The 17653-nt window shown below is 67.1% G+C and carries 16 protein-coding genes; 11 read left to right on the forward strand and 5 right to left on the reverse strand.

Translation table 11 applies throughout. From position 1 onward, the window contains the following. Positions 1–27: 27 nt before the first annotated feature. The 6 genes from iadA (at position 28) to EDC25_RS09495 (ending at position 9363) form a co-directional block, all read left to right on the forward strand. Entirely contained in the window at positions 28–1203 is a 1176-nt protein-coding gene (gene iadA / locus EDC25_RS09470) for a beta-aspartyl-peptidase (protein WP_123521161.1), read from the forward strand. 63 nt (positions 1204–1266) lie between these two features. Next, a complete protein-coding gene (locus EDC25_RS09475) occupies positions 1267–2106 on the forward strand; it encodes a cyanophycinase (protein ID WP_123521160.1) in 840 nt (279 codons plus the stop codon). A gap of 23 nt (positions 2107–2129) precedes the next feature. Then, positions 2130–4928 carry a cyanophycin synthetase gene (gene cphA / locus EDC25_RS09480; protein WP_123521143.1) on the forward strand — a complete coding sequence of 933 codons (2799 nt, stop codon included), beginning with the start codon at positions 2130–2132 and terminating at the stop codon, positions 4926–4928. A 51-nt stretch (positions 4929–4979) separates the two neighbouring features. Next, complete coding sequence (locus EDC25_RS09485; protein ID WP_240639587.1) at positions 4980–6773, forward strand: Mur ligase family protein; 1794 nt, start codon at positions 4980–4982, stop codon at positions 6771–6773. Positions 6774–7037: 264 nt separating this feature from the next. After that, entirely contained in the window at positions 7038–8480 is a 1443-nt protein-coding gene (cls, locus tag EDC25_RS09490) for a cardiolipin synthase (RefSeq protein WP_164483926.1), read from the forward strand. 607 nt (positions 8481–9087) lie between these two features. Further along, the gene (locus tag EDC25_RS09495) at positions 9088–9363 is read left to right on the forward strand and encodes a hypothetical protein (protein WP_123521140.1); all 276 of its coding nucleotides are present in this window, start codon (positions 9088–9090) and stop codon (positions 9361–9363) included. Positions 9364–9410: 47 nt separating this feature from the next. Here EDC25_RS09495 and EDC25_RS09500 read toward each other — a convergent pair whose 3' ends face one another. After that, positions 9411–10574: an IS1634 family transposase gene (locus EDC25_RS09500; RefSeq protein WP_123521139.1), complete on the reverse strand. Its 1164-nt coding sequence runs from the start codon at positions 10572–10574 to the stop codon at positions 9411–9413. Between the two features lie 179 nt (positions 10575–10753). Here EDC25_RS09500 and EDC25_RS09505 point away from each other — a divergent pair, with 179 nt between their 5' ends. Together EDC25_RS09505 and EDC25_RS09510 are read left to right on the forward strand one after the other, a co-directional pair. Continuing rightward, on the forward strand, positions 10754–11242 hold the full coding sequence (locus EDC25_RS09505; protein WP_123521138.1) for an NUDIX hydrolase: 489 nt from the start codon (positions 10754–10756) through the stop codon (positions 11240–11242). A 16-nt stretch (positions 11243–11258) separates the two neighbouring features. Continuing rightward, positions 11259–11903, forward strand: a complete 645-nt coding sequence (locus EDC25_RS09510; protein ID WP_123521137.1) for a LysE family translocator — start codon at positions 11259–11261, stop codon at positions 11901–11903. Here EDC25_RS09510 and EDC25_RS09515 read toward each other — a convergent pair. The 4 genes from EDC25_RS09515 to EDC25_RS09530 form a co-directional block, all read right to left on the reverse strand. Next, positions 11890–13170, reverse strand: a complete 1281-nt coding sequence (locus EDC25_RS09515) for a dicarboxylate/amino acid:cation symporter (RefSeq protein WP_123521136.1) — start codon at positions 13168–13170, stop codon at positions 11890–11892. The genes EDC25_RS09510 and EDC25_RS09515 overlap by 14 nt on opposite strands. A 594-nt stretch (positions 13171–13764) precedes the next feature. Further along, complete coding sequence (locus EDC25_RS09520; protein WP_123521135.1) at positions 13765–14061, reverse strand: hypothetical protein; 297 nt, start codon at positions 14059–14061, stop codon at positions 13765–13767. Further along, complete coding sequence (locus EDC25_RS09525; RefSeq protein WP_123521134.1) at positions 14028–14225, reverse strand: hypothetical protein; 198 nt, start codon at positions 14223–14225, stop codon at positions 14028–14030. Before EDC25_RS09525 ends, EDC25_RS09520 begins: the two co-directional genes overlap by 34 nt. Before the next feature lie 21 nt (positions 14226–14246). After that, complete coding sequence (locus EDC25_RS09530) at positions 14247–14612, reverse strand: hypothetical protein (RefSeq protein WP_123521133.1); 366 nt, start codon at positions 14610–14612, stop codon at positions 14247–14249. A gap of 272 nt (positions 14613–14884) precedes the next feature. Here EDC25_RS09530 and EDC25_RS09535 point away from each other — a divergent pair, with 272 nt between their 5' ends. The 3 genes from EDC25_RS09535 to EDC25_RS09545 all read left to right on the forward strand — a co-directional run bounded on the left by EDC25_RS09535 (position 14885) and on the right by EDC25_RS09545 (position 17381). Further along, positions 14885–15526 (forward strand): Vat family streptogramin A O-acetyltransferase, encoded by a 642-nt coding sequence (locus EDC25_RS09535; RefSeq protein ID WP_123521159.1) that lies wholly within the window; start codon positions 14885–14887, stop codon positions 15524–15526. A gap of 2 nt (positions 15527–15528) precedes the next feature. Continuing rightward, positions 15529–15960: a pyrimidine dimer DNA glycosylase/endonuclease V gene (locus EDC25_RS09540; protein ID WP_123521132.1), complete on the forward strand. Its 432-nt coding sequence runs from the start codon at positions 15529–15531 to the stop codon at positions 15958–15960. 188 nt (positions 15961–16148) lie between these two features. Beyond that, positions 16149–17381 carry a dipeptidase gene (locus EDC25_RS09545; RefSeq protein WP_123521131.1) on the forward strand — a complete coding sequence of 411 codons (1233 nt, stop codon included), beginning with the start codon at positions 16149–16151 and terminating at the stop codon, positions 17379–17381. Positions 17382–17653 lie beyond the last annotated feature (272 nt).

The following is a 17653-nucleotide window of genomic DNA, read 5'->3' on the forward strand; positions in this document are numbered from 1 at the left end:
GCCGCGCGCGCTCGCCACGCTGCCGCGATGAAACCGATCCTGATCCGCAACGCCGACGTTTTCGCCCCCGAGCCGCTGGGTCGCCAGCATCTGTTGCTGGCCGGTGGTCGCATCATCTGGATGGGCAGCACCGATCTGGAACTGCCACCGGTGCTGGACGTGGACACGCTGGACCTGGGCGGTCGCCGGCTGATTCCCGGCCTGATCGACGGGCACGTCCATGTCACCGGCGGTGGCGGTGAGGCCGGCTTCGCCAGCCGCGTGCCGGCGCCGAAGCTGTCGCGCTACACCCGGGCCGGCGTGACTACCGTGGTCGGCCTGCTGGGCACCGATGATGTTTCGCGTGGACCTCGCGAGCTGGTGGCAACCGTCAACGCCTTGCGCGAGGAAGGACTCAACGCCTTCGCCTACGCGGGCGGCTACCACCTGCCACCGGTCACGCTGACCGGCGCGGTGCGCAGCGATCTGGTGTTCATCGATTGCCTGCTCGGCGTCGGCGAACTGGCGATCAGCGATCACCGCTCCAGTCAGCCGACCCTGGACGAGCTGCTGCGCATCGCCTCGGAATGCCATGTCGCCGGGCTGATGACCGGCAAGGCCGGCATCCTGCACCTGCACCTGGGCGATGGTCCACGCGGCCTGGAGCTGGTACGTCGCGCATTGGACGAAACCGAATTGCCGGCGCGGGTGTTCAATCCCACCCACGTCAACCGGCGCAAGGCGCTGTTCGCCGAAGCCATCGACCTGGCCCGCCGTGGCTGTCATGTCGACATCACCGCGTTCCCGGTCGAGGACGGCGAAGACGCGTGGTCGGCCGAGGATGCGCTGATGCGCTACCTGGACAGCGGCGCGCCACCGAACCGGGTCACGATCAGCTCCGATGCCGGCGGCTGCCTGCCCTGTTTCGACGCCGAAGGCCGGGTCACCGGCATGGGCGTCGGCGAGTCCGGCGCGCTGCTGGAAAGCCTGCGTGCCCTGCTGGCGCGCGGCGTGGCCCTCGCTGACGTGCTGCCGGCCTATACCCGCAACGCTGCCGACCTGCTGCGCCTTGGCGGCAAGGGCCGGATCGAGGCTGGTGCGGACGCCGATCTGGTCGTGCTGGATGAGGCCGGCCATGCCTGCGACGTGATCATCGGCGGGCTGTTGCACCTGCGTGACGGACAGGTGGTTCGTCGTGGTATGTTCGAGCACGATTCAGGGTGAACAAAGGACACCCGGAACCGGCCCCGCCGGTTCGACAATGACATGTAATGAATGGAGCAGTGGATGCCGAGCAAGGTAGCTGAGGGGCAGCAGCGCGGATGGATCGTTCCCATCGGCGGTGCTGAAGACAAGGAAGCCAATCCGAAAGTCCTCAAACGATTCCTGGATGTGTGCGGCGGCAGCGATGCCGACATCGTGGTGATTCCCACGGCCAGCCGACTGGTCGAAACCGGCACGCAGTACGACCGGTTGTTTCGCCAGCTGGGCGCGCGCGACGTGGAGATCCTGGACTTCGATACCCGTCGCGACTGCGAGGAGGAAAACCGCCTCAAGCGCATCGAGCGGGCGACCGGCGTGTTCTTCACGGGCGGCAACCAGCTGCGGCTGTCGACCACGATCGGCGGCACGCCGGTGGCCAAGCTGATCCGCGTGCGCAACGCCCAGGGCATGACCGTGGGCGGAACCAGCGCCGGCGCCGGCATTCTCAGCGAGCACATGATCGCCTTCGGCCAGGAAGGTTCGTCGCCAACAGCGAGCAGCGTGCGCCTGGCGCCAGGCCTCGGACTGACCAACCGTTTCATCATCGACCAGCATTTCCGCCAGCGCGACCGCCTCGGCCGCCTGGTCGCGGCGATGGCCTACAACCCGTTCGCGGTCGGCATCGGCCTGGACGAGGACACCGCCGCCTTCATCGCGCCGGACAACACGCTGGAAGTGGAAGGCTCCGGCGCGGTCACGGTGGTCGATGCCGGTGGCCTTCAGTTCTCGTCGATGGCGCAGGTGGCGGAGAACGAACCGGTGTGCCTGCTCGGCCTGACCGTGCACATCCTGACCGCCGGCGCCACCTTCAACCTGCACACCCGAAAGGCTTCCGCCGGCACCTTGAGCCCACGAAAGAGCTGATCGAATCGAACAAGGACAGTCCCATGCGCATACTCAATCGCAACGTCTACGTCGGCCCTTCGCAGTATGCGCACTTCCCGGTGATCCGGCTGGAGCTGGATCTGGGTCCGCTGGAGGACTGGCCGACCGCCCGTCTCGGACCGGCGTTCATCGACGCACTGGTGGAACGCCTGCCCGGCCTCGCCGAACATGGCTGCTCCTATCGCGAGCCCGGCGGCTTCATCCGCCGCATGCGCGAGGATGAAGGCACCTGGCTGGGCCATGTCTTCGAACATGTCGCCATCGAGCTGCAGAACATCGCCGGCGAGGATGTCACCTTCGGCCGCACGCGCAGCATCGACGACCGGCCCGGTGTCTATTCGGTGGTCTACGAATACGCACAGCGCGAGGAAGGCATTGCCGCAGGCGAGCTGGCGCTGCGCCTGCTCAGCTCGCTGCTGCCGTCCGGCCTTCGTCCCGCCGGCATCGTGCCGGACGACTGGGACTGGGAACACGAGCGCGACAGCTTCATCAAGTACGCGCAACGCCGCGCGCTGGGTCCATCGACGGCGTCCCTGGTGCGCGCCGCCCGCGAGCGCGACATACCCTGGCTGCGCCTCAACGAACAGTCATTGATACAGCTCGGCCACGGCAAGTACCAGCAGCGCATCCAGGCGACGATCACCGGGCGCACGCCGTACATCGCCGTCGAACTGGCCGGCGACAAGGAGGAGACCAACCGCATCCTCGCCAACCTCGGCCTGCCGGTGCCGCAGCAGATCCTGGTGACCAGTGCCGATGCCGCGGTGAAGGCGGCGCGCAAACTCGGTGGCCAGGTCGTCACCAAACCCTACAACGGCAACCACGGCCGCGGCATCACCATCGGCATCAGCAGCGACGAGGATGTGCGCGCCGGCTTCGAGGCCGCGCGCGAGCATTCCCGGTCGGTGATCGTGGAGACCTACCTGCCTGGCGACGATCATCGCCTGCTGGTGGTGAACGGCAAGCTGATCGCCGCCACGCGGCGCACGCCGGGCCACGTGGTCGGTGATGGCAAGCGCACCGTCGCCGAGCTGGTCGAGATCGTCAACCAGGATCCGCGCCGCGGCGTTGGCCACGAGAAGGTGCTGACCAAGCTGCAGCTCGACCGCGAAGCGAACATGATGCTCGAGCGCATGGGCTACACCAGCGAGTCGGTGCCCAGGGACGGCGAGGTCGTCTACCTGCGCTCCACCGCGAACCTTTCGACCGGCGGCACCGCGACCGACGTCACCGACATCATCCATCCCGACAACCGCGACATGGCCGAACGCGCCGTGCGTGCGATCGGCCTGGACGTCGGCGGCGTCGACTTCCTGTCGCCCAACATCGCCGAAAGCTACCGTCGCGTCGGCGGTGGCATCTGCGAGGTCAACGCCGCGCCTGGCTTCCGCATGCACGTCGCACCCAGCGAAGGCACGCCGCGCGATGTCGCCAGCCCGGTGATCGACATGCTGTTTCCGTCGGGATCGCCTTCGCGCGTGCCGATCGCGGCGATCACCGGCACCAACGGCAAGACCACGACCACGCGCATGCTCGCGCACATCACCAAGATGGCCGGCTACACGCCGGGCATGACGACGACCGATGGCGTCTACATCGACGGCCAGCGTACCGTCGAGGGCGACATGACCGGCCCGGTTTCGGCGCGCATGGTGCTTTCCGACCCCACGGTCGACATCGCGGTGCTGGAAACGGCGCGCGGCGGCCTGGTCCGAGCCGGCATGGGCGTGACGCGCGTGAACGTCGGCGCCGTCATCAACGTGCAGTCCGACCACCTCGGCCTGAAGGGCGTGAACACGCTGGAACAGCTCGCCGAGATCAAGCGTGTCGTCGTCGAAGTGGCCGAGGACTGTGCTGTCCTCAACGCCGATGATCCCAACGTCCTGAAGATGTCCGGCTATACCGACGCGAAGACCATCTGCTACGTGACGATGAACCCGTCCAACGCGCTGGTGCGCGAGCACATCCGCGCCGGCGGCCGCGCCTGCGCGCTCGAGGCTGGCGTCAACGGCCAGATGATCACGCTGTACGACAAGGGCAGCCATATCCCGCTGCTGTGGACGCACCTGATCCCGGCCACGCTGGAAGGCCGCGCCCTCCACAACGTGCAGAACGCGATGTTCGCAGCCGCGATGGCGTATTCGCTTGACATCAAGCTGGACGCGATCCGCCTCGGCCTCCGCACCTTCGACACCACGTTCTTCCAGGCGCCGGGCCGCATGAACGTGTTCGACGAGCATCCGTTCAAGGTGCTGTTCGACTACGCGCACAACGCCCACGCAGTCGGCGTGATCGCCGAGCTGGCACAGCGCCTGGATGTCGAAGGCCGCCGCATCGTGGTCGTCGCCGGTCCGGGCGACCGCCGCGACGAGGACATCGAAGCCATCGGCCATGCCGTCGCCGGCAGCTTCGACCACTACATCGTGCGCCGCGACGACAACCTGCGCGGCCGTGACGGCGACGAGGTGCCGCTGCTGCTCGCCCGCGCCCTGCGCGACAAGGGCGTCGGTGATGACGCGATCTCGGTGATTCCCGACGAACAGCAGGCCATCGATGCCGCCCTGCAGATGGGCCAGCCGGGCGACCTGATCGTGATCTTCGCCGATGCACTGGCGCGTTCCTGGAAGCAGATCACCAAGTTCCGTCCGGAAGGCGCGCAAGCGTCCCGTGCACCGGCACCGCCGCCGGCCAGCTTCGTCAGCGACGACGCCATGGAAGACCCCGTGCCGGCGCTCGACCTGGAAGGCATGATCCGCGACGAACGCGGCCTGCGTTACGCGCCGCAGGAAGAAAGTGACTGAAGCCGCGGGCCGGCCAGCCTGGCCGGCCCGACCCGTGAAAAGCAGACCGGATTGACCCGCACGATGACCGATGCCGCGCCATCGCCGTTCGACGACTCGCGCCGACTGACCGGCCCCAACCTGTATTTCGCCAGCACCGGTGCGGCGCTGGAAACGCTGGTCGGGGCGCCGGTGCCGGAAACGCTGCTGGCCGGCTGGCAGGCGCGAATCGGCCAAGCTCGGCAGGCGCTGGGCTGGCCGGACGGCGATCTCGTGATCCGGCGCCACCACTCCGGCGCATCACTGGCCTTCAGCGCGCCCTTCGACCAGCTGTACGCGGCAGCGGACGTCAACGAATGGGCGTGGCTGGCCAGCCTGCATGAACACGGCAGTCTTGACCCGGGCGCAGTGCCGTTCGCGCCCGGCCATCCGGCCCTCTGGAACCCCGAACAGGCGATGCAGACATTGCAGGCGGCTGCACGCGCCGAACAGCGGCCTCTGCTGCACGAACTGGAAAACGCGGCCCTGCAGACGCAGCGGGCCTTCCTGGTTGATGACGACGAGGTGTCCATCGGCCTCGGCACGGGCAGCCGTACCTGGGCGCTCGACGATGCACCGCGTCCAGCCGACATCGACTGGTCGGCGCTGCACGATATTCCCACCGCGCTGGTGACCGGTTCCAACGGCAAGACCACGACCGTTCGCCTGCTCTCCTCGATCTGGCGCAACAACGGCCGCCACACCGTGCACAGCTGCACGGATGGCCTGTACCTGGATGGCGAGCTGCTCGAAGGCGGTGACTATTCCGGCCCGGGCGGCGCCCGCGCCGTCCTGCGCAATGCCGCCGCCGAAGCCGCCATCCTGGAAACCGCGCGCGGCGGACTGCTGCGCCGTGGCCTGGCGCTGCGACGCGCCGACGTCGCCGTGGTGACCAATGTGCAGCCGGACCATTTTGGCGAGTACGGCATCCACAACCTCGACGACCTGACGATGGTGAAGCTGACCGTCGCCCGCGCGCTCGATGAGCGGCGCACGCTGGTCGTGAATGCCGACGACCCGCAGCTGCGTCGCCACGCGCCAGGACTGCCCTGCCCGCTTGCCTGGTTCGCGCTCGATTTCGACGAACCGCTGCTGGCGGTGCGCCGCGCGAGCGGTGCGGCGACCTGCGGCGTCCGCGACGGCCACCTGCACGCCAGCATCAACGGTTGTGAACACGACTTCGGCGAGGTCGCCGCCATGCCGGTCACCTTCGCCGGCACGGCGCGACACAACATCTCGAACATCGCGGCGGCGACGCTGGCCGCGTTGCACATGGGCGTGGACGCCAGCGTCATCGCCGCGACACTGGCGCGCTTCGGCAGCGATCGCCGCGACAATCCCGGCCGCCTGCAACGCTGGCAGCTGGGCGACGTGGTGGTGCTGCTCGACTACGCACACAACCCGGACGGCCTTGGACATCTGCTCGCGCTGGCCGACCGCGAACGCCGGGACGGGGCCGGCATGCGCCTGCTGCTCGGCCAGGCCGGCAACCGGGAAGACGAGGATATCGCCCGTCTAGGCAAAGTCGCCGCGCGCTTCTCGCCGGCCCTGGTCGTGCTCAAGGACATCCAGGGTTACGAGCGTGGTCGCGCCGAGGGCGAAGTCGCAGCCATCCTGACCACAGCGCTGACATCGCACGGGGTGGCCGCGGACCGCATCGAGGTCGAGCTCGACGAGGCCACCGCGGTGCGCCGGCTGCTCGCGAGCGCGCGCCAAGGGGACGTCGTGGTCCTGCCGGTGCACAGCACGGCCGGCCGCCAGCATGTCGATGGCCTGCTGGCGCGGATGGAGTCTTTGGGCTGGAGCGCTGGCCAGCCGCTTCCCTGATGCCGGCATAGCGGCATCCAGTACCGGCACCCGCTCTGGTTCGGCGTGCCTTGTCAAACTGGTTCGCATAGGAATGGCCGCATTCAAGGCGCGGGAATGCGTTTTTTCCCTGGAGTGCGGGGGTTTGAGTCCGGCGCTCCGCAAAGCAGCACCCGGCAGCACGACCGGTTGCCGAACGGCACGGCCTCGTCCCGACCGCCGCTTCGGGATTGGCCGGATCCGGCTGATACCATCCTGCGACCCCCATCAGACGAGCGCAGCCCCATGTCAGGCTCAGTGACCGAGTGGTTGCGGGAACACCTGGTTTCACTGGTCGTCATCACCGTCTACGTGCTGGCGCTGCTCAGTGCCGCGCGCGCCGTCCTGTTCTCGCGCACCGCCCAGGGATCGATGGCCTGGGTACTGGCCCTGCTGCTGATGCCTTTCCTGACCCTGCCGTTCTACTGGGTCTTCGGACGCAGCAAGTTCGAGGGCTATGTCGGCCGCCGCAATCGAGTGATGGCGCGCGCCGCGACGCGCCTGGCCGAGTTCGAGACCGTCGAGAGTTACCTGGACCTGCCCGACGAGCGCTTCGCCGAACTGCATACCCTCGCCCGACGCCTGGGTGCCGGTGGCTTCGCCCGCGGCAACCGCACCCGGCTGCTGATCGACGGCGAGGCCGCCTTCGAGGAAATGCTGGCGGCGATTTCCAGTGCCCGCCGGTTCGTGCTGGTGCAGTTCTACATCTTCCGCGACGACGGAATCGGCCGCCGTTTCCAGGAAGCGATGATGGAGCGCGCGCGCGCCGGGGTGACGGTCTGCTTCCTATACGACGAGATCGGCTATCGCCTGGGCGATCGCTTCCTGCGTCCGCTTCGCGATTGCGGCATCGCCTGCTTTCCGTTCGATCCGGGTCGCAAGGGCGTGCGCCTGCAGATCAACTTCCGCAACCACCGCAAGGTGGTTGTCGTCGATGGCACCTGCGCATTCCTGGGTGGTGTCAACGTCGGCGACGACTACCTGGGCAAGTATCCGCAACGTGGCTTCTGGCGCGACACCCATCTGCGCGTCGACGGCCCGGCCGCGGCACAGGCACAGGTGGCGTTCTTCAAGGACTGGTTCTGGGCCACTGACGAACTGCCGCCGGTCAAGTTCCACATCGTGCCGGAGGACGACGGCGAGGCGCGCGTGCTGGTCTGGCATACAGGTCCATCCGATCCGCAGCCGGAATGCCTGCTCAGCTGGCTGGCCGTCATCAACAACGCCCGCGAGCGGCTGTGGCTGGCCACGCCCTACTTCGTGCCCCCCGAACCAGTCCTGCACGCGCTGCGCCTGGCGATGATGCGCGGCGTCGATGTCCGCATCCTGGTGCCGCAGAAGAACGACAACCTCGCCGTTCAGCTGGCCAGCCAGGTACATCTGGCCGACATGGCGAACTGCGGTGCGCATGTCTACCGCTGGACCGACGGGTTCATGCACCAGAAGGTGGCCCTGGCGGACGACGGTCTGGTCGTCATCGGCGCCGCCAACCTGGACCACCGGTCCATCTTCATCAACTTCGAGATTTCGGCGCTGTGCGTCGATGCGCAGCTCTCGCTTGAGGTTGCGCAGATGCTGGAGCAGGACTTCGAACGCAGCGAGCGCATCAGCCTCGACGAGTTCCGCAACGCCGGCTACTGGCGCCGACTCGCGTGCCGCACCGCCAACCTCTTCGCGCCGATGCTTTGAGCGGCGACTCCGGGACGGCCCATCACCAGCCTGGATCACGGTCGCGCAGCCAATCCGATCTGGTGTTCGGCAGCAGCCGCCAGCCGCCGAGCCGACATCGCGCTCGCGAAGTGAGGCAAATCTATCACGACCGACTCCTAAGGTTATACGAACAAGCAAACAGGCGCGCCATGCTGCCGACGCCTGCCCCAGCCGACTCGTATCGTCAGAGCATGACAACACATTCCCAACAAGAACCTTGATGCATTGGCTTCGACCTGCTCTTATCCAGGCCATCCACGCGATCAGGAAATCGGTATGAACGTTCACACCACAACGTCCTCTGCGAACACGCGCCCAATGACGTGGCCGGCCCTTGTGTTAATGATCGTGTGCGGCATGGCGCAGGCTGCCATGCCTGTCCGTTCCGGCCACGCCGGCCACTGGTACGCCACCGACCGCAGCGGCGAGGGCTGGGTATTGGAACTGCGCGGCCCCGATAGCGCCTGGCTGTACTGGTTCACCTACGACAGCCAGGGCCGGCAACGCTGGCTGACCGCCACCGGCCAGATCGTGCCCGATGGCGATGATGGCCAGCGCATCGACTTCGCGCAGCTGGTGGTGACGCGTGGCGCGCTTTGGCGCGGCCTTCGATCCCGACGACGTGATCCGCGAAGCGGTCGGCTCGGCCAGCCTGCGCTTCAGCAGTTGCGACCGCGGCCAGTTCAGCTACAACGCCTTCAACCAGAGCCAGACCTTCGACGTTCAGCGCCTGGCCCGGGTGATGGGCACCCGCTGCGAAACCCCGCACGGCGTCACCGGCCGCGAAGTCGCCGATCACGCCGGCCAGAGCGGCTCGTGGTACGACCCCACGCACAACGGCGAACCCAAGTTCCGCAGCTAATCACGTAACCCGTTGATCGCATTGATGCACGCGGTGCAAAAATGCCACTACAAGGCGGGTTGTGTGCTGGGCGTGGGGAGTTTGAGTGCCTCGAACAGTTCGATCTGCTGGGGTTGAAGGCGTCCGATGCCGGTGACGGGTGTGCCGTCGATCTGGACGCGTTGCTGCTGGATCTGGCGCAGCAGAGTGAGTGCAGCGTTCGGTGAGAGTGGGTGCCCGGCCGCCTTGAGCTTGTACCGCATGACGCGATGGATGACCAGCGCCAGGAAGCAGATGAGGGCGTGTGCGCGGATGCGCTCGGGCAGGCGGTGATGCACGGGGGCGATCTCGATGTCGCTCTTGAGTACCCGGAAGCCGCGCTCGATATCGGCCAGTGCCTTGTAGCGGGCAATGACCTCGCCGGCGCTCAAGTCGGTGTTGGTGACCAGCAACAGTTTGCCGTCCAGTTGTTCGGCCTGCGCCAAGGCGGCCTCGTCGCGGTCGAAGCTGAAGCGGTCGGCGTGCAGGTCGGCTTTCAGGATACGGCTCAAGCCCGCCTTCTTGACCTGTTCGCAAAAACGCACATACGCACGCCGATCGGTCGACCTGCGCCCGCGCAGCGAGGTGCCCGCATCGGCAGCGTCCAGCCGCTGGGCCATGCGCTCGCCTTCGGCTTCGATGTCCTCAATCAAGGCGCGACGCTTGGCGGCTTGCGCGGCAGCGCGATCAGGATCGTCAGCGACGATCAGTCGCCGCCCTTCCCAGGTCGATTCGCCGATCCCCTCGGCAAAGCGCATGGCCGCCACCCGCTCACCGAAGTCGGTGTAGCGGCGCGCGGGCACAGCCAGGATGTAGTTCACGGGCTTGCCGCTGGCGGTCTTCGTGGCTTCCACGGCCGCCAGGTTGTCCAGGCTCAGCAGCCCACGATCGGCTACCAGCACGACCTGGTCGATCTGGTAGCGGCCGATGGCCTTCTCGATGGCCGGCAGCAATGTGGCGACTTCGCCGATGTTGCCGGCATGCACTTCATGGGCAATGGGCAAGCCTTCGGCCGTCTGGATCACGCCCAGCACAAACTGGCGCGCGATGCCGCCCGTTTCCTTGCTGAGGCCGAAGGCGCGCACATCGCCGTCCACCGTGCCTTCGCCATGAATGCGCACGGTGGTGAGGTCGTAGAACACGATCGACACCGACTGGTCCAGCAAGGGGCGAAGCTGGTCGGCCACTATCATTCCCTGATCGTCGAAACGGCAGCCGCGAACACTTCATAGAAAACGTTGTTGCAACGCGGACGGTCAACCGCAGCGCCGGCAGGGCATTTCATGCCCCGCCGGTGCTGTTCTGGATCCGTCTGTTGTACGGAGGCGCTGGCGCAGGTGCTACCCTATTGCGCCGCGTCAAGCGTCCCGCCATGTCGTACACGCCGATCGTCGCCACCCTCGGATACGTGCTGTCGCCCGATCACCAGCAGGTGCTGATGATCCATCGCAACGCACGCCAGGACGACCAGCACCTGGGCAAATACAACGGCCTGGGCGGGAAGCTGGATGCCGGTGAGGACATCATGGCCGGCATGGTCCGCGAGATCCGCGAGGAAGCAGGCATCGAATGCACGGCGATGAACCTGCGCGGCACGCTGAACTGGCCCGGTTTCGGCAAGAATGGCGAAGACTGGATGGGCTTCATCTTCCTGATCACCGCCTTCGAGGGCACGGCGCATGCCGGCAACCACGAAGGCACCCTCGAATGGGTGCCGCGCGACCGCCTGATGACCCTGCCGATGTGGGAAGGCGACCGGCACTTCCTGCCGCTGGTCTTCGACGACGATCCGCGCCCATTCCACGGCGTGATGCCCTACCGCGACGGCCGCATGCAGTCGTGGTCCTACAGCCGCCTGTAAGACGCGTGCCGGACGCATGCCGACCGAACTCCTCCACTGGCTGATCCTGGCCGCCAAGGGCCTGATCATCGGCATCGCCGTTTCGGCGCCGGTGGGCGCGGTCGGCGTACTGGTAATCCGGCGCGCGCTGGCCTATCACCCCTGGAACGGATTCTTCGCCGGACTGGGCGGTGCCTTCGGCGACGCCATTTTCGCCTCGATGGCCGGCTTCGGACTGACCGCCATCACCGACGTCCTCAACGCATGGCAATGGCCCCTGCGCGCCGGCGGCGGCGTCATCCTGCTGATCATCGGCGTGGCTCTGATCATCCACATCAAGAAGACCTACAACTCGCCGCGCGAGGTGGACAAGCGGCCCATGCGGCGACGCAAGGCTTTTCTCGCCGGACTGGCGCTGACGCTCGGCAATCCGGTCATCGCCCTGACCTTCTTCGCGGTGTTCGCGGCGGCGGGCCTGACCAGCAACCCGGTGAACTACGTCGATACCGGCATCCTGGTCGTCACCATCTTCCTCGGCACCGCACTGTGGTTCCTGGCGCTGAGCTTCTCGGCCTATGCCGTCATCCGCCGCCACGGCGAACGCGCCGCACGCATCTTCGACGTCTTCGCGGCCGGGCTGCTGATCGTGATCGGCCTGTTCGCGCTGTTCAGTCCGGTCTAGCGATCCCGTCGTCGTCGGCCTGCAGGCCGGCGCGGGCGCTGGCCTGCTCATAGACGGCCCGGTCCAGCAGGCCGGTTTCCCGTGCTACCAGCACCGGCACCAGCATCTGTCCCGTCACGTTGGTCATCGTGCGCATCATGTCGAGGATGCGGTCGATGGCGAGCAGGAACCCGAGGCCTTCCAGCGGCAGCCCGGCCGCGCTCAGCACGACGGTGGCCATGACCACGGCCGTTCCCGGCACGCCGGCGGTACCGAAGCTGCCCAGCACCGACGCCATGGCGATGATCAGGTATTGCGGCACGCTCAGTTCGATGCCGAAATACTGTGCGATGAAAACCGAAGCGAGCGCCGGATAGATCGCACCGCAGCCGTCCATCTTGATGCTCGCGCCCAACGGAACCGCGAAGGCGGTGTAGTTGCGGTCGACACCCAGGTTGTCGCTGACGCAACGCATCGCCACCGGCATGGAGGCGAAGCTGGACGAGGTGACGAAGGCGATCTGCATGCCGGGCGCGGCGCCGCGGAAGAAGCGCAGCGGATTCAGCCCATGCGCGGCCAGCAGGCCGCTGTACACCAGCGCGATGTGCAGCGCGCAGGCCAGGTAGAGGGCGACGACGAAATCGGCCAGGGGCAGCAGCCGCTCGAAACCATAGGTGCCGACCAGTGCCGCGATCAGGCCGAAGGTTCCGATCGGCGTGAATTCCAGCACGAAGCGCGTCACCTGGATCATCAGGTCGCTGGCCTCGCCGGCCAGCGCGCGCAGTCGCGCGGTTTTCTCGCCCAGTCTGACCAGCGCGAAACCGAGCAGGCCGGCGAAGAAAATCACCTGCAGGATGCGTCCTTCAGCCAGCGCCGCGAACGGATTGGAGGGCACCACGTCGAGCAGCACCTGGGCAACACCAGGCACCTCTCGCGGCGTGTAGTTGTCGACCGGCACCAGTTCGCCGACGCCGACACCGGGCTGCAGGATCCAGGCAACCGCCAGGCCGATGCCCACCGCAAGCAGCGCCGTCACCACGAACCAGGCGAAGGTGCGACCGGCCAGGCCGGCGATGCTGCGCTGGCCATGAAGGCTGGCCACGGCATTGATCACCGCAAAGAACACCAGCGGCGTGGCGATCATTTTGATCAGGTTGACGTAAAGCGTACCCAGCGGCTGCAGCCAGGTGGCGGCTGCCGGACCAAGGAGCCAGCCGACCAGCCCGCCGAGGACGAAGCCGCCCAGGACACGCTGCCAGAAGGGAATGCGGAACCAGAGTTTCAACATCGTGCGACGCGTGCGATGGCCGGCCGGCGTGGCCGGTCACCACGATACAGGCGATCGAGGCGGCATTCATGCGGCGCAACATCGACCAGACGGCGGCCAGGCTCGGGCTGGCGCCGGCCTTGCGCGGACCGGCCGCCCCTTCCGGTTGATACGTGCAGAAGTGTGAGCCGGAAGGAAACGGCCCGCGACGTTGCCGCCGCGGGCCGCGTTACCGGTGTTGCCATGCCGGACTCCGCCGAATCCGACCGTGACAGGATTCTCCGAGGGGTGCCGATCGGGAATCGGGCGATTCCGGTTCCGGCATCGGAATTTTCCGTGTCCCCGGGCATCCTTCGGGAATCGCAGCGCTGTTGCAGTGCGAGCCCCTGCCGGGTCCGGTCTCGTCCAGCCGATCACGCAAAAAAGCCGCCCACCCGGAATCCGGTCCCGGTGGGCGGTAATCGCGCGACGATGACCCGGCGAGGGGGTGCCGGATCGTGCCAGCCGGAGAGTGAGAGGACATCAGGCCAGCGCGGACATGCTGGCCGGTGCTATCGCCCGGGTCATCGGCGATTTTCCGAATGCGGCCTCGGAAAATTCCGAGTCCGCCCGTGGCTATTCGAACGGCGTCCGCAGCAGGGTGTCGAAACGCACGTGGAAGTAGTTCTCGTAGAGGTTCTGCACCAGCACGTCATAGCCGGACGGCGTCAGGTGGAAGCAGTCGCGCCCGACAAAGCCGTGGTCGCGCATGGCGGTCACCGGACTGGGTCGGGACGGGTCACCCGGCGGCGGAAGATCACCCGGAGCGAAGGTGTCGACGCCAAAGGTAAACTGCATCTGCCCGGCATGGCTGACATGGCGCACGCGCGGATGCGCGGTCAGGCTGGCCAGGTCGGATTCGAAATCGGCCATGGCTTCGTTGATCTGGCCGGTGTCGGCGAGCCCATCGACTGGTGCAGCGGCCGGCACACGGCGATGCCGGCAAGGCTGTTGAGGGTGTCGCGGAAGTTCGGGTAGTCGTACAGGCTGATCACGATCTCGACCTGCGGCCGCGTGTCGATGATGTGGTGGATCACGGTGTCCAGGTCGTCTCGGATCTACTGGCGCAGCGCCGCGGCATCCGGCGGCGACATCGAGACCGACCAGGCATCGAGGAAATCGTTGCCACCGATGGTGAGCTGCACGGTGTCGATGGAGGGATTGGCGTCAAGCGCCTGGCTGATCAACGCCAGTCCTGACGGTGCCGCCCATTCGGCCGCGGTCGAGCCGCTCTCCGTCGTCGTCGCGCCAACCACACCGAACCGTTCGGCATCATGGGCCGCGAACACCAGCGCGTGCACGCCGTCTTCCCACTGTTGTGCCGCCCAGCTGTCGCCGACCAGCAACACCTTCGGTACCGTCTGCGCCCAGGCCGGCAGCGCGCACAGCGCCAGCGACCATGCCAGTGATCGAGCAATCCGCATTCAGTTGTTCCTCCCGTGGAAGTCCGATGGTAATCAGGCGCGGCACCGGCCCCAAGCGCGGATGATGTGCATGCGCAACATCCGGTGATGGAAAACGGGCGTATCGGGCGACCGCCGGATGCGGGTCGCCACTGCGGCAGGCCGTGCCGTCGCGAGGTCGCCCGGCGATGCGACGGGCCACGGCCGGAAGGCCGCCCGCGTTCCCGGTATCGAGGGGCAACGCCTGTCCGGTGCTGCCCGTACCATCTGGCTACGAACCCGAGGACCTCTCGATGACCGGACCCGATCCCAGCAACCCGCACCCGATGCCGGGATTCCCGCAGGTGTGCTACATCCGCAACACGATCCGCAATCCGAACATCATCGTCGGCGAGTACACCTACTACGACGATCCGGAAAACCCGGAGGATTTCGAGCGCAATGTCCTCTACCACTTGCCCTTCATCGGCGACCGGCTGGTGATCGGTCGCTTCTGCGCCATCGCGCGCGGTGCCAGGTTCATCATGAATGGCGCGAACCACAAGATGGATGGACTGTCGACCTATCCGTTCCAGATCTTCGGCAATGGCTGGGAAAAGGTGATGCCGGAGCGCTCCGGCCTGGGCAGTCGTGGCGACACGGTGATCGGCAACGACGTGTGGATCGGCTATGAGGCGCTGATCATGCCCGGCGTGAAGATCGGCAACGGCGCCATCGTCGCGGCACGCAGCGTCGTCGCCTCCGACGTGCCGGCGTACACCCTCGTCGGCGGCAATCCGGCGCGACCGATCCGCCAGCGCTTCGATCCGCAGAAAGTGGCGCGCCTGGAAGCGCTGGCCTGGTGGGACTGGCCGGTTGAAACGATCACCCGCCATCTCGAACTGATCGTCGGGGCCGACGTCGACGCCCTCGCGACCGTGGCCCCGGAGCACTGACCATGCGCCTGTGGTCATTGCATCCGCGCCATCTCGATCCCGCTGGCCTGGTGGCGCTGTGGCGCGAGGCACTACTGGCCAAGGCCGTGCTGCGCGGGGAAACCCGAGGCTATCGCCACCATCCGCAACTGCAGCGGTTCCAGGCCCATCCGCAGCCGCGCTCCGCCATCAACGCCTATCTCGCGGCGGTGCATGAGGAAGCCAGCACGCGCGGTTACCGTTTCGATCGCAGCAAGATCGGCCCGGTCCGTGAAGTCGAATCGATCGCGGTCAGCAGTGGGCAGCTGGCGCTGGAATGGACACACCTGCTGCGCAAGCTTGAAGTGCGCAGTCCCGCCGTCCATGAACGCTGGGCAGGCACGCCCGGGCCGGACTGCCATCCGCTGTTCCATCGGGTGCCCGGACCGGTGGCGAGCTGGGAAAAGGCTGTCTGAAACAACGCACCCGGCAGCGGATGCGCGCCGCCGCGATCGATCCGGCGCCCGGCCGGTTGCCGCCGCTCGCGGCAAGGCCCCTGCCGACGCAACCCTTGCCTGCGTTCCGCAACCCGCTCCACGCGGCGTGCCGAGGGCGGCCTGCTGGTGCCGGCCACTAGACTGGTTCCAGCTTCCACGGAGTTGCCATGAAGACGATCCGCCGCCTGCCTTCCACCCTGGCCCTGGTTTCCGCCTGTCTTTTCGCCCTGTCCGCCTTCGCCGGGCGCGACCACCTCGACATCAGCGAGGCCGATGCCTGGGCGCTGCATTCGCGTGTCCTCACCCTCGACACGCATGTCGATATCGGCCGCGGTTACGCGACCCACCAGCTCGATCCAGGCGGACTCACGCGCGCGCAGGTCGATCTGCCGAAGATGCGGGCCGGCGACCTCGACGCTGTCTTCCTCATCGTCTATACCGGCCAGGGACCGCTGACCGCCGAAGGCTATGCCGGCGCCCGTGGGCAGGCCGAGAACAGCTACCAGGCGATCCAGCGCTTCGTGCGCGCCTATCCCGACCAGGTCGGACTGGCACGCAGCGCCGACGACATCGGATCCATCCACGCCAGCGGTCGTCGTGTCGTCGTCATGGGCATGGAAAACGCGTATCCACTGGGTGACAGCGTCGCCGACGTGGGGCTCTGGGCACGACGCGGCGTGCGCTATGTAGGCCTGACGCATATCGGCCACAACCAGTTCGCCGGCAGCTCGAATCCGCAGGAAAGGCTGGGCGACGGCGAGGACACCGGCCTCAGCGATCTCGGCCGCGAACTGGTCAAGGCGCTCAACGACCATGGCGTGATGATCGACGTCTCGCACGTCGGCAAGCGTTCGATGATGGAGGCCACCGCCCTGTCGCGGGCGCCGGTGATCGCCTCGCATTCCGGCGCCCATGGCCACTATGCCAATGCCCGCAACCTCGACGATGAACAGCTGCGTGCGATCCGGGACAACGGCGGCGTCGCGCAGATGGTCGCCTTCCGCAGCTACGTGGCCGACCTCAGCCCGGGCGTGGCCGAAGGCCAGGTGGCACTGCGGGAACGCTTTTTCGCCAATGGCTGGCAATCAGCCACTGAGGCCGACATCGCCGCCTACCAGGCCGAGCTGGCAAAGCTGCGCAGCGAGCATGGCGACGTCGACGTGCGCCAGTTCGTCGATCACATCGACTACGCGGTGAAGCTGGTCGGCATCGGGCATGTCGGCATTGCGTCCGACTTCGATGGCGGTGGCGGTGTGCAGGGCTGGGATGACGCCAGCGAAAGCGTCAACGTCACCTGGGAACTGATGCGCCGCGGCTACAGCGAAGAACAGATCGCCAAGCTGTGGGGCGGCAATGTCCTGCGCGTGATGCGCGAGGCGGAGCGCCTGCGTCGGCGTTGAGCCGGCGTATCCGCGCGGACGCAGCCGGGGACGCGCCTGGTCTTCTGTGCGTGATGCGCGGGGTACCGCGCCTGATCTTCTGCGCGTGATGCGCGGGGTACGAGACTGGATTCCTGCGCGTGATGCGCATATTGGCCGCGCGCCGGCCGGGGCACCCCGCGCGCATCGGTGCTCGACATTGGTCTCCCGAGCGTGACCCGCGATAGCCCGTGCGGGCGCTGCGGACACCGATGCGCGCATCGACGTGCGACGCGGATGCGCACGCGACGCAC

It is taken from the genome of Pseudofulvimonas gallinarii (genome assembly GCF_004343305.1).
Taxonomy (GTDB): domain Bacteria; phylum Pseudomonadota; class Gammaproteobacteria; order Xanthomonadales; family UBA2363; genus Pseudofulvimonas; species Pseudofulvimonas gallinarii.

What these genes read in the sequence shown, in the direction of transcription:
- EDC25_RS09515 (WP_123521136.1), bottom strand. Translation starts at nt 13,170, where the DNA reads ATGTTGAAACTCTGGTTCCGCATTCCCTTCTGGCAGCGTGTCCTGGGC.
- EDC25_RS09520 (WP_123521135.1), bottom strand. Translation starts at nt 14,061, where the DNA reads ATGGCCGATTTCGAATCCGACCTGGCCAGCCTGACCGCGCATCCGCGC.
- EDC25_RS09505 (WP_123521138.1), top strand. Translation starts at nt 10,754, where the DNA reads ATGTCGTACACGCCGATCGTCGCCACCCTCGGATACGTGCTGTCGCCC.
- EDC25_RS09475 (WP_123521160.1), top strand. Translation starts at nt 1,267, where the DNA reads ATGCCGAGCAAGGTAGCTGAGGGGCAGCAGCGCGGATGGATCGTTCCC.
- EDC25_RS09535 (WP_123521159.1), top strand. Translation starts at nt 14,885, where the DNA reads ATGACCGGACCCGATCCCAGCAACCCGCACCCGATGCCGGGATTCCCG.
- cphA (WP_123521143.1), top strand. Translation starts at nt 2,130, where the DNA reads ATGCGCATACTCAATCGCAACGTCTACGTCGGCCCTTCGCAGTATGCG.
- EDC25_RS09545 (WP_123521131.1), top strand. Translation starts at nt 16,149, where the DNA reads ATGAAGACGATCCGCCGCCTGCCTTCCACCCTGGCCCTGGTTTCCGCC.
- EDC25_RS09510 (WP_123521137.1), top strand. Translation starts at nt 11,259, where the DNA reads ATGCCGACCGAACTCCTCCACTGGCTGATCCTGGCCGCCAAGGGCCTG.
- EDC25_RS09540 (WP_123521132.1), top strand. Translation starts at nt 15,529, where the DNA reads ATGCGCCTGTGGTCATTGCATCCGCGCCATCTCGATCCCGCTGGCCTG.
- EDC25_RS09530 (WP_123521133.1), bottom strand. Translation starts at nt 14,612, where the DNA reads ATGCGGATTGCTCGATCACTGGCATGGTCGCTGGCGCTGTGCGCGCTG.
- iadA (WP_123521161.1), top strand. Translation starts at nt 28, where the DNA reads ATGAAACCGATCCTGATCCGCAACGCCGACGTTTTCGCCCCCGAGCCG.
- cls (WP_164483926.1), top strand. Translation starts at nt 7,038, where the DNA reads ATGTCAGGCTCAGTGACCGAGTGGTTGCGGGAACACCTGGTTTCACTG.
- EDC25_RS09500 (WP_123521139.1), bottom strand. Translation starts at nt 10,574, where the DNA reads ATGATAGTGGCCGACCAGCTTCGCCCCTTGCTGGACCAGTCGGTGTCG.